At 69.5% G+C, this 14,207-nt stretch carries 12 protein-coding genes and 1 pseudogene; 7 read left to right on the top strand and 6 right to left on the bottom strand.

From position 1 onward, the window contains the following. The first annotated feature begins 40 nt into the window (after positions 1-40). Positions 41-991 (top strand): chemotaxis protein, encoded by a 951-nt coding sequence (locus V6B97_RS02870; RefSeq protein ID WP_333504987.1) that lies wholly within the window; start codon positions 41-43, stop codon positions 989-991. 157 nt (positions 992-1,148) lie between these two features. Here V6B97_RS02870 and V6B97_RS02865 read toward each other — a convergent pair whose 3' ends face one another. The 3 genes from V6B97_RS02865 to V6B97_RS02855 form a co-directional block, all read right to left on the bottom strand. Next, complete coding sequence (locus V6B97_RS02865) at positions 1,149-1,517, bottom strand: pyridoxamine 5'-phosphate oxidase family protein (protein ID WP_333504986.1); 369 nt, start codon at positions 1,515-1,517, stop codon at positions 1,149-1,151. A 178-nt stretch (positions 1,518-1,695) separates the two neighbouring features. Beyond that, positions 1,696-2,739: an RluA family pseudouridine synthase gene (locus V6B97_RS02860; RefSeq protein WP_333504985.1), complete on the bottom strand. Its 1,044-nt coding sequence runs from the start codon at positions 2,737-2,739 to the stop codon at positions 1,696-1,698. 142 nt (positions 2,740-2,881) lie between these two features. Beyond that, positions 2,882-4,546, bottom strand: coding sequence for a VCBS repeat-containing protein (locus tag V6B97_RS02855; protein WP_333504984.1), 1,665 nt, complete (start codon positions 4,544-4,546; stop codon positions 2,882-2,884). Positions 4,547-4,869: 323 nt separating this feature from the next. Here V6B97_RS02855 and V6B97_RS02850 point away from each other — a divergent pair, with 323 nt between their 5' ends. Next, a complete protein-coding gene (locus V6B97_RS02850; protein WP_333504983.1) occupies positions 4,870-6,210 on the top strand; it encodes an RsmB/NOP family class I SAM-dependent RNA methyltransferase in 1,341 nt (446 codons plus the stop codon). A gap of 117 nt (positions 6,211-6,327) precedes the next feature. Here the strand turns inward: V6B97_RS02850 and V6B97_RS02845 are convergent, their stop codons facing one another. Continuing rightward, the gene (locus V6B97_RS02845; RefSeq protein WP_333504982.1) at positions 6,328-7,335 is read right to left on the bottom strand and encodes a 3'(2'),5'-bisphosphate nucleotidase CysQ family protein; all 1,008 of its coding nucleotides are present in this window, start codon (positions 7,333-7,335) and stop codon (positions 6,328-6,330) included. Between the two features lie 51 nt (positions 7,336-7,386). Between V6B97_RS02845 and V6B97_RS02840 the strand changes: the two genes are divergently transcribed. Next, a complete protein-coding gene (locus V6B97_RS02840) occupies positions 7,387-8,085 on the top strand; it encodes a C40 family peptidase (RefSeq protein WP_333504981.1) in 699 nt (232 codons plus the stop codon). 89 nt (positions 8,086-8,174) lie between these two features. Here V6B97_RS02840 and V6B97_RS02835 read toward each other — a convergent pair whose 3' ends face one another. Next, entirely contained in the window at positions 8,175-8,462 is a 288-nt protein-coding gene (locus V6B97_RS02835) for an HU family DNA-binding protein (protein WP_007525258.1), read from the bottom strand. 267 nt (positions 8,463-8,729) lie between these two features. Here V6B97_RS02835 and V6B97_RS02830 point away from each other — a divergent pair, with 267 nt between their 5' ends. The 4 genes and pseudogenes from V6B97_RS02830 (at position 8,730) to V6B97_RS02815 (ending at position 14,079) form a co-directional block, all read left to right on the top strand. Further along, the gene (locus V6B97_RS02830) at positions 8,730-9,446 is read left to right on the top strand and encodes a MerR family transcriptional regulator (RefSeq protein ID WP_333504980.1); all 717 of its coding nucleotides are present in this window, start codon (positions 8,730-8,732) and stop codon (positions 9,444-9,446) included. Between the two features lie 418 nt (positions 9,447-9,864). Then, positions 9,865-12,321, top strand: a complete 2,457-nt coding sequence (locus V6B97_RS02825; RefSeq protein WP_333504979.1) for a vitamin B12-dependent ribonucleotide reductase — start codon at positions 9,865-9,867, stop codon at positions 12,319-12,321. A 10-nt stretch (positions 12,322-12,331) separates the two neighbouring features. Then, a pseudogene (ftsE, locus tag V6B97_RS02820) lies at positions 12,332-13,021 on the top strand (cell division ATP-binding protein FtsE); the annotation flags it as partial. A gap of 161 nt (positions 13,022-13,182) precedes the next feature. Next, a complete protein-coding gene (locus tag V6B97_RS02815; protein WP_333504977.1) occupies positions 13,183-14,079 on the top strand; it encodes a cell division protein FtsX in 897 nt (298 codons plus the stop codon). Positions 14,080-14,089: 10 nt separating this feature from the next. Here the strand turns inward: V6B97_RS02815 and V6B97_RS17390 are convergent, their stop codons facing one another. Beyond that, positions 14,090-14,206: an integrase core domain-containing protein gene (locus V6B97_RS17390; protein WP_442935459.1), complete on the bottom strand. Its 117-nt coding sequence runs from the start codon at positions 14,204-14,206 to the stop codon at positions 14,090-14,092. Between the last annotated feature and the right edge of the window lies 1 nt (position 14,207).

Raw genomic sequence — 14,207 nt, 5'->3', positions numbered from 1 at the left:
ACCGCATCACAAGAGACGCGCCGCACCAAGAGGGGGGGCCATGTCCCAGACCAACATCCTGCTCGAAGCCGGGACCAACGAACTCGAAATCGTGGAATTCCACCTCGAGGAAAGCTCCACCGACCCCGCCACCCCCAATTACCGGGGCTATTACGGGGTCAACGTGGCCAAGGTGCTGGAAATCATCCGCATGCCCAAGGTCACGGGCCTGCCCGAGGTGCAGCACCCCTCGGTGCTGGGGGCGTTCAACCTGCGCTCGCACATCATCCCGCTGGTGGATCTCAGCCAATGGCTGGGCAAACAGCGCGCGGAAAGCGAGCCGCCCAAGGTCATCGTCACCGAATTCAACAACGTGACCACGGCGTTCATGGTGTCCGGCGTCAACCGCATCCACCGCATCAGCTGGGAAGAGGTGGAGCCGCCCAACCGCTACGTGGCGGCGCTGTCCAACAATTCCATCACCGGCGTGGTCAAGCTGGAAGGGCGGATCATCTTCATCCTGGACCTGGAGAAGATCGTGGCCGACCTGAACCCGCAACTGGGCCTGCGCCTGGACGAGGCCGTGGACTGGTCGGCCAACACCCGCTACCGCGCCCTCATCGCCGACGACTCGGGCCTGATCCGCGAAATGCTGAAGGACCTGATGCAGAAGGCCAACTTCGAGGTGGAGGCCGTGAACAACGGCCGCGAGGCGTGGGAACGCTTGGTCGACATCAAGCGCAAGGCGGAGCAGGACGCGCGCCCCGTCACCGACTACGTGCAGGTGCTGGTTTCGGACATCGAGATGCCCAGCATGGACGGCCACAACCTGTGCAAGCAGGTCAAGGAGGACCCGGCGCTGAAGCAGCTGCCGGTGGTGCTGTTCTCGTCGCTGATCACCGACAAGCTGCGCCACAAGGGCGAATCCGTGGGCGCCGACGACCAGATTTCCAAGCCCGAGGTCACGGCCCTGGCCAAGCGCTGCCTGGCGCTCATCGAGGCCGCCAAGTAGCGGGCGGACGGCCGCGCCACACGACAAGCCACGCAGGGGCGGTCCGCACGCAAGGCGGGCCGCCCCTGTTCGCGACTGCGCCCCGGAGCGGTTGCCGGGGAGCCCCCGAACCGTGGCCGCATGCGGCCGGGGTCCGGACTGGCCCGCCCGGACGGACCTACAGGGTCTGCTCCACCGACGCCACGGTGATCACCAGGGCCGCGCGGGCCCACTTGAACCGGGCGATGGCCTCGAAATCCGGACCGTCGGTGCGAAAGGCCGCCGTGCCCCGGATCAGGAAGCCCGTTCCAGGGCCGTTGCGGCCCGCCACCTTGCGGCTGCCCAGGGTCATCAGCACCCGGGCGTCGCGGGAGACGTTGGCCTCGGTCTTGCGCATGCCGCCCACGGGCACCACGATGCGGGCATCGTCCAGCACCTTCAGGTAACTGTTCCAGGTGTTGACGAGATGCGGCCCGTCCTCGCCCTGGGTGGCGATGGCCACGACCCCTTCGTTCTTCAACACTTCGAACATTGTTTCCGGTATCATTCCGGCTCCCTCCCGTAGGTTGCACGCCACCGGACGCGGCCCGGCGCAGGTTCCACCGGGCATGAGGCAGGCCACAACCGGCATGCGGTCCGCGTGACATGCCTGCCATTGTACCGGAAAACGGGCGGGGGTACAGGTGCAGTTTCAGGAAATCCGGCGAGGCCGATGGCCGACCGGGCTAGGGTAGTTCCCCGGCGTCAACCTTCCACCGCCCGGTCCAGTCCGGCAGGGCCGTGAAGCGTTCGCCGCCGGGCAGGGTCAGGCGCACGGCGTGCAGCAGCATGCCCTGCCCGCCGGGAGGGCCGCCATACTTGCGGTCGCCCATGACGGGATGGCCGCGCCCGGCCAGTTGCACCCGGATCTGGTGGGTGCGCCCGGTGTGCAGGCGCACCAGCAGCAGCGAGGCCGCATCGCCCCGCCGCAGGGGAATGACGGTGCAGGCCGCGAAGCGGCCCATTTCGGCACCAGACGCGTCGCGGGCCGTGTCGGCACCAGACGCAAAGCGGCCCGCCGCCGCGTCCCCCGCGCTCCTCGCCTCCACCCGGCGCACCTTCTCGTGGCCGGGCGCACCCTGCTTCTCCAGCCGGTCGCGCAGGGTTTGCGCCCCCTCGTGGGGCCAGCGCCCGGCCACCCAGGCCAGGTATTCCTTCACCAGCCCTTCGCGCGCGGCAAAGGCGTCGGACAGGGCGCGCAGCCGGGCGTAGCTGGTGGCCACCAGCAGCAGGCCCGAGGTGTCGCGGTCCAGCCGGTGGGCGGGCGTGGGCAGAAAGTCCGCCCCGGCATGGTGCGCGGCCAGCCGGGCGGTGACGCAGTCGTCGTGCCCGGTGCCCGGCTGCACCGCAAGGCCCGCGGGCTTCAGCAGCACCAGCAACCCCTCGGCGCGGCCGACGACGCGAAGGGGGGGAGGGGGGGGAGGAAGGGGAGAGACTACGGGAAGAGGCGGCGCGGCCTTTCCGGCCACGCCGCCGGCCGAACGGCCCGGCTCACGATCCGCCGCTACGGCTGCGCCCCCATTCCCCTCTGCCAGGGCAAAGGGCGGCACCCGCACCACGTCGCCTTCGGCCACCCGGTCGAAGGGCTTGCAGCGCCCCCCGTTGATGCGCACCTGCCCGGTGCGCACCCAGCGCTGGATGGCCGACGGGGGCGCGCCGCAGCGCCGTTGCAGGTACTGCACCAGCTTCTGCCCCGCCTCTGCGGCGGTGACCACGAGCGGTTCGGCCATGGGGTGCGGTTCCGAGGGTTGAAGGTTGCGCCGCCGGGGCAGTTCCGCCCCCCTACGCGAACGCCCGGCGGGTGCATGGCATCCCGCCGGGCGTGGTGATCGCGCAAGGCCCCCGCCGGGGGAGGGCCCGTGCCCGCAAGGGCTACTGCTGTTCGCTCTCGGTCTTGTCCGGGGCCGTGTTGGGGTCGGCCTTGGACAGGTCGAGGGGATAGGCCAGCAGCATGGTCTTGCGGCTTTCCAGGCCCAGGGCGCCGGGGTGGGTGTTCACGCACAGCACGATGTCGGTCACGCCGTCGTTGTTGAAGTCGCCCACGGTGAAGTCGGCCACGGAGCCCTTGATGCGGCGGGTCTTCCATTGCAGGTTCAGGCCCACGCCGTCCCAGTACAGGGCGTGGATTTCGCCCTGCGGGAAGAAGCGGTAGCGCTCGAAGAACTGCGCGGCGGTGGAGATGGGCCGGTTGACCAGCAGTTCCCAGTGCTCGTCGCGGTCCAGGTTCACGGCGTACATGCGCAGCGGCACGAAGTAGATGTTCTTCAGTTGCAAGCGGTCCTTGCCGAGGCCGGGCATGGAGGGTTCCTCGGGAATGCCCTTGGACGAACCGGAATAGTTCTCGTCGGTCTCGGACAGGCGGGCGCCGCGGTCGGTGTGCACGCGCAGCCGTTCGTTCTCGGTCAGGATGACGCACTTGTCGCCTTCGCCCTTCCCGCCGGGCAGGTAGGTGAAGTTGAACACGTTGGCGCCTTCGGGCAGGTCCAGGCGCTTGCCCGTGACCAACTGGTCGCCGGTCTTGAGCATTTCGTACACGCCGGGCTTGAACAGGCGGGGGTTGTCGCCGCGCTGGCCGATGAGCGTGGGAATGTAGTCCGGGGGCAGCTTTTCCACGTTCAGGTAGAAGCGCACCCGGCGCATGACTTCGGTGAACTGGCCGTTCTTCCAGTTGAGGATGAACGATTCCGGCTCGCCGTCGTTGTTGTAGGCGCTGACGACGATTTCCTTCACGCCGTCGCGGTTCCAGTCGATGGTGCGGATGCTCAGGCATTCCACCAGGCCCGGCGAGCGGTATTCGCCCATGGGGATCAGGCGGCCGTTGTCCCAGCGGTAGGCGTAGACCCCGTGGTCGTCCAGCATGAGGATTTCGTTCTTGCCGTCGCCGTCAAGATCGTCCACCACCATGCCGATGGCCGAGTAGTTCAGCGCCTGGCTGCGGATGCGGCTGTCGCCCTCGGGCGCGCCCGCGTAGCGGAACTGCGGGTTCAGGTACACCTGCTGGGGCTGCGTCTCGTTGTGCACCAGCTCGGGGTTCATCTGGTTGACCGCCTTGGGCGCGGCGGCTGCGGGGCCGCCCTCGCCGGGGCGCTTGAACACTTCGGCGTTGATGGAGTCGGCCACGCCCTTCAGGGCGGGGATGAGCCCGGCCACCTTGGCGTTGGCGGACTTGGGCCATTCCTTGCCGTCGCGGTCGCGCACGCGCACGTCCAGGCTGCAATCCTCGCCCACCACGGTCACGCTGCCCCACACGGCATAGTCGGCGCCCAGCGAGGCCTGGGCGGCCTTGGCCTGGGTTTCGGTTTCCGGGGGGGTGACCTTGGCGGAGGCTTCCTTGGAAACGGGATGGAAGTTGTCCTTCCAGTACAGGCGCGAGGTGAGCATCTCGGGGATGGCCCGCTCGAGATACTTGTAGCCGGCGGGACCGTTGACCTTGAACGGCAGCACGGCGAAGCTCTTGGGGGCCGGGGCGGCCATGGCGGTGGCGGCGGAAAGCAGCAGGGCAAGCACGAGCGCCGCCGAGCGCATGAGCAGTTGCATCAGGTTCTCCTTGGTTCAAGGGCGCATCCCCGCGCGCATCCCGGAAGGGGAAGGGGGATTGCCTTGGCGCTGAACGCTCTCATAATATCTCTTGATGGCCGAAGCAACCATAAGGTAGGAGCGGCGCTGTGCCGTACGGCCCGAGCCGGGCCGGGCGCCGGAACCACCCTGGCACGGCGACGTTGCCGGCGTATTGCCGCCCGGTTCCGGGATGTCGCCGGGATGTTGCCGGGGCGTTGCCGCCAGGTCGCTGCCCAGTCGCTGCCCAGTCGCTGCCCAGTCGCTGCCCGGCCGCCGCCCTCCAACATCTTTCCCCACGCCCCATGACCGCACCCGCCGCCCGTTCCTTCCGCATCGTGTGCCCGCCCGCGCAGGTGCCCCTGGTCGAAGACCTGCTCCGCGCGCAGGGCTACGGGTTCGACCCGGAGCCGTTCTCTCCGTGGTGCCGCCGCCTCACGGCGGAACCGCGCCCCCTGGGCGGCAGCCTGGCCGCGTTCTTCGGGCTGATCTACATCCAGGACCGCTCGTCCATGCTGCCGCCGCTGGCGCTGGCCCCGGAGGCCGGGGCCGCCGTGCTGGACATGTGCGCGAGCCCCGGCAGCAAGACCGGGTTCCTGGCCCAGTTGGCGGGGCCGCACGGGCTGGTGGTGGGCAACGAACCCAACCACACCCGTCTGGCCACCCTGCGCCAGAACCTGTTCACCCTGAACCTGGTCAACACGGTGACCTGCTCGCACCCCGGCGAAGCGCTGCCCCTGCCCGACGGTTCATGGACGCGCATCCAACTGGACCCGCCGTGCTCCGGCTGGGGCACGGTGGAACGCAACCCCTCGGTGCTCAAGCTGTGGCAGGGCGACAAGGTCAAGCCGCTCATCGGCATCCAGCGGCTGCTGCTGGCCGAGGCCGCGCGCCTGCTGGCCCCCGGCGGCCGAGTGGTGTTTTCCACCTGCACCACCAACGTGCACGAGAACGAGGCCCAGGTGCTGCACGCCCGCGACGAACTGGGGCTGGAGATCGTACGGCTGGCCCCGCCGCCGGGCTTCGTGTTCGCCGAGCCGGAACTGCCCGGCTGCGAGGGCACCCTGCGGGTGGACCCGGAACGTTCGGGCGCGCAGGGCTTCTTCATCGCCTGCCTGCGCAAGCCCGGCGGAAACGGCGACGCCGGTCCCCTTGCCCCCTGCCCGCCCCTGCCCGACACGGAGCGGGTGCGCGCCGACGCCCTGCCCCCCTCGGCCTGGCCCGACGCCGGGCTGGACCCGGCCCTGCTGCCCGACGGCGTGGTGGCCCCCTTCGGCGACACCGCCTACTTCCTGCCCCGGCCCGCGCTGGAACGGCTGCCCGCCGCATTGCGGTGGCGCGGCTACCCGCTGGGCAAATGGGGCAAGGACGGCATCCGCCCCTCGCCCCGGCTGCGCGCCCTGATCCCCCCGTCACCCCTGACGCCCCTGATGCCTCTGTCGCCCTGTCCCGCCGATGCGGAGCGCCCCGCCGACGGCAACGTGGCCATGCTGCACATGGACGACCCGGCGGACATCGCCGGGCTGCTCACCGGCCGCAGCATCGACGCCCCGCGCAACGCCGCCACCGCCCTGCTCCACTGGCGCGGCCTGCCGCTGGCCCGGCTGCGCGTGAAGGGCGGGCGCGCCCTGTGGGCGGAACGCTGACCGCGCCGGGCAACCGCAACACCGCACTGCGGAAACCGCACCCCACGCCCGCCCCGACAGGCGGCGCGGCAGGCCGGGCGAAATCGCGCACCGGCCATCCGCCGTCATGTTTTCCGGTCAGGCCGGGGCGTCCTGTACGCCATCCGGCCCCATAGCCCCGCCGGAAGGTCCCACAGCCCCGCCGGAAGGTCCCACAGCCCCGCCGGAAGGTCCCACAGCCCCGCCGGAAGGCCCCACCGCAAGGATGAAATCGTTGCGCAAATCGGGCTTGTTGTAGACCAGCGGGGTGCCGTCCAGCAGGGTGACCACGCCGCCCGCCCCTTCCAGCAACGCCTGGCCCGGCGCGGTATCCCACTCCCAGGTGGGGTGCATGCACGGAAAGACGTGCGCCACCCCTTCCGCCACCAGACAGAACTTCAGCGGCCCGCCCGCCTGCATGCGCCGGTGCGGGAACAGCCCGGCCCGCAGCCTGTCCTGCGCCGCCGGGTCGAGGGGCATGGGCACCGGCGCGGGCGCACCGGCCCGGCCGGGGAAGGCCGCAGAGCGGATGTCCGCGTGCGCGGCCAGATAGGCGTCCAGCCGGGGGGTACGGCGCACCCGGCCCTGCATCACCGTGGCGCGTTGCGGAAACGTGCGCGCCACACGCACCGGCTCGGGCGGGGCGCCGTGCTCCACCCGCCACGCGCCGCAGCCGCGCCCGCCGTACCAGGTGACGCCCAGCGCCGGAAAATGCAGGATGCCCGCCGTGGGGCGTCCCCGCTCCACCAGGGCCACGCACACCGCGAAGTCGCCCTCGCCGTTCAGGAAGCCGCGCGTGCCGTCCAGCGGGTCCACCAGCAGGAAGCGCGGCCAGCCCGCGCGCTCGGCATGCGGGGGGATGCGCCCCTCCTCGGACAGCACGGGCAGGTCCGGCCGCAGCCGGGCCAGCCCTTCGGCCAGCACGGCCTGCGAGGCGTCGTCCGCCTCGGTGACCGGGGAATCGTCGGCCTTGCGGCGGATGCGCGGGGCGGCCCCGTCGCACCAGTCCAGGATGACCGCGCCCGCCGCCTCCACCAGCGGCAGCAGGTCCAACAGGGGAAAGACCGCGCCGCGGCCCGCTGCGCCTTCACGATTCCCGTCGGCCATCACCCCTCCGCATGCATGGGCATTTTCAGGATTTCGTGCTACAGGGCGGCCATGCGCACCGCACACTCCGTCGGCCCGGATCGATGCGCGGACCGGCGCGCGCACCGCACCGACCCCGCCACCGCCGTTCCGCAACGCACCGGAACGCGCGGCGCAACGCATTGCGCCCGCCGCCCCGGCCTCGCCCATGCCGCCGCCCAAGCCGCCCGTACCACGGTACGGCGGACCGCGCTGACCGTCCTGCTGCTGTCCGTTGTGGCACTTGCGGGCTGCGCGGGCAAGCAACAGATCGTCATCGACCCTGTGCAGGAATCCGTGGTCCGCCAGCAGGCCCCGTCCGCGCCGTCGCAGGCCCTGGTGCGCACCGCCCGCTCCGCCCTGGGCGTGCCCTACCGCAGCGGCGGGCGCACCCCGGCAGAGGGTTTCGACTGCTCGGGCTTCGTGTGGTGGACCTTCCGCCAGCACGGGGTGGACCTGCCCCGCACCTCCGAGGAGCAGGCCGCCTGCGGCAACCCGGTGCCGCCCGGCGGCGAGCTGCGCCCGGCCGACATCATCGTGTTCCGCACCGGGTCCGGCCCGCTGGGCCTGCACACGGCCATCTACACCGGGGGCGGACAGTTCGTGCACAGCCCCAAGCCCGGCGGCATCGTGCGCGAGGAAAGCCTGACCGTGCACTACTGGCAACGCGCCTTCATCGCCGCGCGGCGCATCCTGCACCCGGCGGAGCAGACCGCCGCCGCCCAGCCCTGAGCGCGCCCGCACGCACGCTTCCCCCGAAACAAAAACGGCCGCACCCCGAAGGATGCGGCCGTTCGCGTCCGGACGCGTACTTGCGAATGCTACTTGTTCAGGCCTTCGACCAGGGTCTTGGCGGCCATGAACTTCACGGCCTTGCGGGCCGGAATGGAAATGCTCTGACCGGTCTGGGGGTTCCGGCCCGTGCGGGCGGCCCGCTCGGTGACCGAGAACGCGCCCACGCCGGGCAGACGCACGCCGGCGCCGTTGGCAACGCCATCGGAGAGCACGCGGCAGAACGCGTCATAGGCCTTTTCGGCGCTCACCTTGGTCACGAACACGTCGGGCAGCGCCTCTTTGAGGGCGGCAACAAATTCAGCCTTGGTCAACATCAGGATGTCCTCCTTGCGCTATGCGGATTTCCCCCCGTAACCAAACCACGGTCAGCATGTCCCACCCTATGCAGTGACCGCGTTTTCTTGTCAATCGTTTCACGCCCCGCAACGCAAGGAAACACGCCATTTTCCTCATCCGTCCCCCCGTTTTGTTGCGCTTGATTCGCATTGCGTATAGAAGACATGATGCACACGGCCCCAGAGCAACAGGCAATGCGCATGCCGTCGGGCAGCGTATCCGCCACAACGCCACGGGAGCACACCATGCCGGACACCGCACCGCGCGATACCGCACAGGTGACGCAGGCCCCCGCCGACGACCTGCTGACCATCGCCGACATCGCCCGCCGCCTTTCCCTGCCGGAATCCACCGCGCGTTACTACTGCAAGCGCTTCGCGGCATTCATGCCCACCGTGGGCGACGGCCGCCGCCGCCGCTACCGGACGGGCACCCTGACCATCATCGAGGCCATCATCGAGGCCATGCACACCGCCCGCACCGCCAGCGCGGTGGAGGCCATCCTGGCCCGGCGCTTTCCCCGCAATGCCGCCGTGCAGCCCGCGCCCGTCCGGGCCGGGGCTGCGGACGGGGTTTCCGCAACAAGCCCTACCGCAACGCCCCCCCAGCCGGTACGGCCGTTGCCCGTGGCCGAAGGCGCATCCGCCGCCCCGCCGGCGCCCGCCGGGAACCTGGAACCGGGCCAGGCGCTGTACGCGCTCATCGAGCACCAGACCCGCGCGCTGGACACCATCGCCGCCGCCCTGTCCACCCTGGCGGCCCGGCAGTCGGCCATGGACCTTCTGGCCGACCTCGCCCGCACCGCCGAGGGCGAGGTGGGCACCATCCGCAAGGATGTGGAAACCCTGCGCCTGCTGCTGGATTCCTCGGAAAAGATCCACCAGCAGGACCTGGACCAGTTGCGCAACTGGCTGGGCCGGGTCATTGCCGACCGGCGGCAGCGCACCCGCGAACAGGTGTAGCCGGGGCGGCGCTCCCTCCCGGCCCGTCCCTGCCAACAGCCCCTTCCGCCACGCCCACGCGGCCCGGCGGCCAACGCCCGTTCCTCGCGCCGCCATAGTCCCCCGCCACCAGCAGTCCGCCCCCCCCCCCGCTCGCGGCTCCACCGTTTTCCCCACCCGGTGATTTCGCGCATCTTTTTTCCGCCCGTTATTCCGCCGCGTTATGCCGTATTACGAAATGACATCAAAACGGCATATCATGCGTCCGCCCTGTGCCCGCGCCACCTTGCCGCCCCCGCGCACTGACTGTGGAAAAATTCTAGACTCTGGATTTTCCCATCCCGGCGGGTTACACCATGGTCTGGTCACAACTGCATCCACGGAAATTTTTTCCGTTCAAATTCAACATATTACAAAATTATCACCGGAAAACAGCCACATGACAGCGCCAGCGAACCCACCCCTGCCCACTCCGCCGTCCATGCCCGATGCCCTGCCCGACGTGGCCCTGAACCCCAACGCCAAGGTCGTGCTGGCCAAGCGGTACTACCGCAAGGGCCCGGACGGACAGCCCTTCGAGGACGCCCGCTCGCTGTTCTGGCGCATCGCCGGGGCCATCGCGGCGGAAGAGGGCAAGTACAGGAAGTCACCCTACAAGGCGGACGCGCTGGCCCGCGAATTCTACGACCTGATGACCGGCTGGAAGTTCCTGCCCAACTCGCCCACCCTGATGAACGCGGGCACCGACCTGGGCCAGCTTTCGGCCTGCTTCGTGCTGCCCGTGGGCGATTCCATCGAGGAAATCTTCGACGCCGTGAAGCACGCCGCCATGATCCACAAGTCCGGCGGCGGCACGGGCTTTTCCTTCTCGCGCCTGCGGCCCAAGGAGGCCCGCGTGGGCTCCACCGGCGGGGTGGCCTCCGGCCCGGTGTCCTTCCTGCGCATCTTCAACACCGCCACCGAGCAGATCAAGCAGGGCGGCACCCGGCGCGGGGCCAACATGGGCATCCTGCGCATCGACCACCCGGACATCATCGAGTTCATCCGCGCCAAGGAGCGCGACGGCGAATTCAACAACTTCAACCTGTCCGTGGGCCTGACCGAGGCCTTCATGAAGGCTGTGGAGGCCGACGAGGAATACGACCTCGTGGCCCCGCACACCGGCCAGGTGCGCGAACGCCTGAAGGCCCGCAAGGTCTTCGAGATGCTGGTGCAGAAGGCGTGGGAAAGCGGCGATCCGGGCATCGTGTTCCTGGACCGCATCAACCGCGACAACCCCACGCCGAAACAGGGCGAGATCGAGTCCACCAACCCCTGCGGCGAACAGCCGCTGCTGCCCTACGAAGCCTGCAACCTGGGGTCCATCAACCTGGCCGCGTTCTTCGTGCCCGGCACCGCCACTGCCAGGGAAGGCGGCCTGCCGCATCCCTCGCCGGAAAAGGCCATCGACTGGGCGGAACTGAAGCGGGTCATCCACCTTGGCGTGCGCTTCCTGGACAACGTCATCGACGCCTCGCGCTTTCCGCTGGAGCGCATCACCGAGACCGTGCACCGCAACCGCAAGATCGGCCTGGGCGTCATGGGCTGGGCCGACCTGCTGTTCCAGCTGGGCGTTCCCTACGACAGCCAGGAGGCCATCGGCCTGGGCGAGCGGGTGATGCAGTTCGTGCAGGACGAGGGCCGCGCCGCCTCCAAGGTGCTGGCCAAGGAGCGCGGACCCTTCCCGGCCTACGAGGAATCGACCTTTGCCGAGCGCGACATGGGCCCCTACCGCAACGCCACGGTGACCACCATCGCGCCCACCGGCACCCTGTCCATCATCGCCGGGTGCTCGTCGGGCATCGAGCCGTTGTTCGCCCTGTGCTTCTCGCGCAACGTCATGGACGGCGAACGCCTGGTGGAGGTGAATCCCCACTTCGAGGCGGCCCTGGTGGCCACCGGCAGCCACAGCAGGAAGCTGATGGAGGCCGTGGCCGAAAAGGGCTCCATCCAGGCCATGGACCACCTGCCCGAAGACCTGCGCCGGGTGTACGTGACCGCCATGGACATCGCCCCGGTGTGGCACCTGCGCATGCAGGCCGCCTTCCAGAAGTACACCGACAACGCCGTGTCCAAGACCGTGAACCTGCCCAACTCGGCCGACATCGACGACATCCGGGCCATCTACTGGATGGCCTACGAGCAGGGCTGCAAGGGCGTCACCGTGTACCGCGACGGCTGCAAGTCCGTGCAGGTGCTGTGCACCGGCGAAGGCGAAAAGAAGGACGACGGCAAGGACGACGACCACAAGAGCGCCGTGCGCCAGCGCCCGGACGTGGTCTACGGGTTCACCCAGAAGGTGCCCACGGGCCTGGGGGCCATGTACCTGACCGTCAACGAGGCCGACGGCAAGCCCTTCGAGGTGTTCGCCACCATCGGCAAGTCCGGCCGGTCCATCACCGCCAAGGCCGAGGCCATCGGCCGCCTGGTGTCGCTGGCCCTGCGCTCCGGCGTGGAGGTGCGCGACATCGTGCAACAGCTCAAGGGCATCGGCGGCGAACACCCGGTGTTCCAGAAGAAGGGCCTGCTGCTGTCCATCCCCGACGCCATCTCGTGGGTGCTGGAAAACCGCTACCTCAAGGGCGAACTGCCCCCCCACGGACCGGTCAACGACCTGGACAAGCAGCGCTGCCCCGACTGCGGCGAGGAACTCGTGTTCCAGGAAGGCTGCTACATCTGCCCCGGCTGCGGGTTTACGAAATGCGGGTTGGGTAAGAGTATCCGGTACCGGGGGAGAGGGGGGGCGGTTTTGGAAAAGCGCCCCTCCTCTCCCCCGTGTTTTCTTGCCCGGCCACGCCGCCCGCGCATTGCCCATTGCCTCTTGCCCCCTTGCAATGTCGCGCGGGCTTTGCTTTGATGCGGCCAGCATGCTCAAGGTCAGCCACCTGTCGCATTCGTTCGGCGCCCACTGGGCGCTGAAGAACGTGTCCTTTTCGCTGGAGAAGGGCGAATTCCTGTTTCTTTCCGGGCCGTCGGGCGCGGGTAAGACCACCCTGCTGCGCCTGCTGCACGGGGCCCTGCCGGTGCAGCGCGGCGCGGTTTCCGTGGCGGGCTTCGACCTGACGCGCCTTTCCGGCCGCACGGTGCCGCTGTTGCGGCGGCAGGTGAGCGTGGTGTTCCAGGATTTCAAGATCCTGCCGGAGCGCAGCGTGTTCGCCAACGTGGCCCTGCCGCTGGAAGTGCGCGGCCTTGCGCCCCAGCACATCGGGCGGCGGGTGCGCGCCGTGGTGCGCGCGCTGGGGCTGGAAAACCGGCTGGACACGCCGTGCGGCGAGCTTTCCGGCGGCGAGCAGCAACGGGTGGCCGTGGCCCGGTCCATCGTGGTCAACCCCCAGGTGCTGCTGGCCGACGAACCCACCGGCAACCTGGACCCGGAACTGTCGCTGCGGCTCATGGACATCTTCATGCAGTTCCACGCCTACGGCACCACCGTGGTGCTGGCCACGCACAGCCCGGAACTGATCCGCCGCCATTCGGACGCGCGCCTGCTGCGGCTGGAGGACGGCATGATCACCCACGCCAACTGGCCGGGGGGCGAGGTGTTCCGCTGCGCCGACGGCGGCCTGCATCTGGGTGACGGTGGCGGCATGGACCCCTGCGGCCTGGACGCGCCGGGCGTTCCGGGCGGTTCCGGCGGCTCTGGCAGGTCGGGCCATTCGGACGACGGCGGCACGGGCAGCGCCCCCGGCGACCGCCGCGGCGGAAGGCTGTCGCTGTGATGCGCACCTTCTTCCGCCTGCTGGGCCGCGGCGTGGCCGACCTGTTCCTGCACCCGTGGGCGCAGTTGCTGTCCATGGCGGCGGTGACCCTGGTGGTCTTTCTGTCCGGGCTGTTCCTGATGGCCCTGGCCACGGTGGACGCCGAACTCAGCGCGTCGCGCGGGGAAACGGTGTACCAGGTGTACTGGCGGCCCGGCACGGACATGGCCCACGTGCGCGGCCAGTGGGAAGAACTGCGCCACATGCCCTGGCTGGCCAGCCTGGAAACCTACAGCCCGGACGAGGCGTTGGAGGCCCTGGCCCGCCGCATGGGCGAAACGGGCGGCGGGCCGCCCAACGGTCTGGATATGGGCTTTCTGTCCGGCAAAAGCCCCTTGCCGCCCACGGCCCTGCTGACCTTTGCCCCGCGCGAGGCCGAGCCGGAAAAATGGGCCGCCGACACCCGGGATTTTCTCACGGCAATGCCCGGTGTCGAGCGCGTGGCCGCATCGCCCCTGCGCGACGAACTGGGCAAGGCATGGCGTTCGGCCAGCCGCTTCGTGATCTGGCCCACCGTGGGCTTTCTGGGCGTGGTGCTGGCGCTGGTGGTGGGCAACACCGTGCGGCTCACCCTGTCCACCCGCCGGGAGGAAATCGAAATCCTCCAACTGGTGGGCGCGCGCAACTGGTACATCCGCCTGCCCCTGGTGGTGGCGGGCGCGTTGCAGGGGCTGCTGGGCGGCGGCCTGGCCTGCCTGCTGCTGTTGCTGATGCACTGGCGCTTCCGCACCGCGCTCAACGTGCCGCCCCTGCTGCTGGAACTGCGCCTGCCCCCGCCGGAACAGGCCGCCCTGCTGCTGGCCGTACCCGTGCTCATGGGCATCCTGGGCAGCTGGATTGCCGTCCGCAGCCGCTAGTTGTAGAGTGTCAACAGGTTGTTCCCCGTTGCGCTAGTCGTTCTGCCGGAGTTCTGCCCCCAAGGGCAGAATGGGGGCGGAGATTGTTGTAACGGTGGAGCCATCGGAAAAGAGCCTTTGTTCGTATG

The organism is Nitratidesulfovibrio sp. 1201_IL3209, from assembly GCF_036763125.1.
Taxonomy (GTDB): Bacteria; Desulfobacterota; Desulfovibrionia; order Desulfovibrionales; family Desulfovibrionaceae; genus Cupidesulfovibrio.
This window is presented reverse-complemented; position numbering and strand designations above follow the sequence as displayed.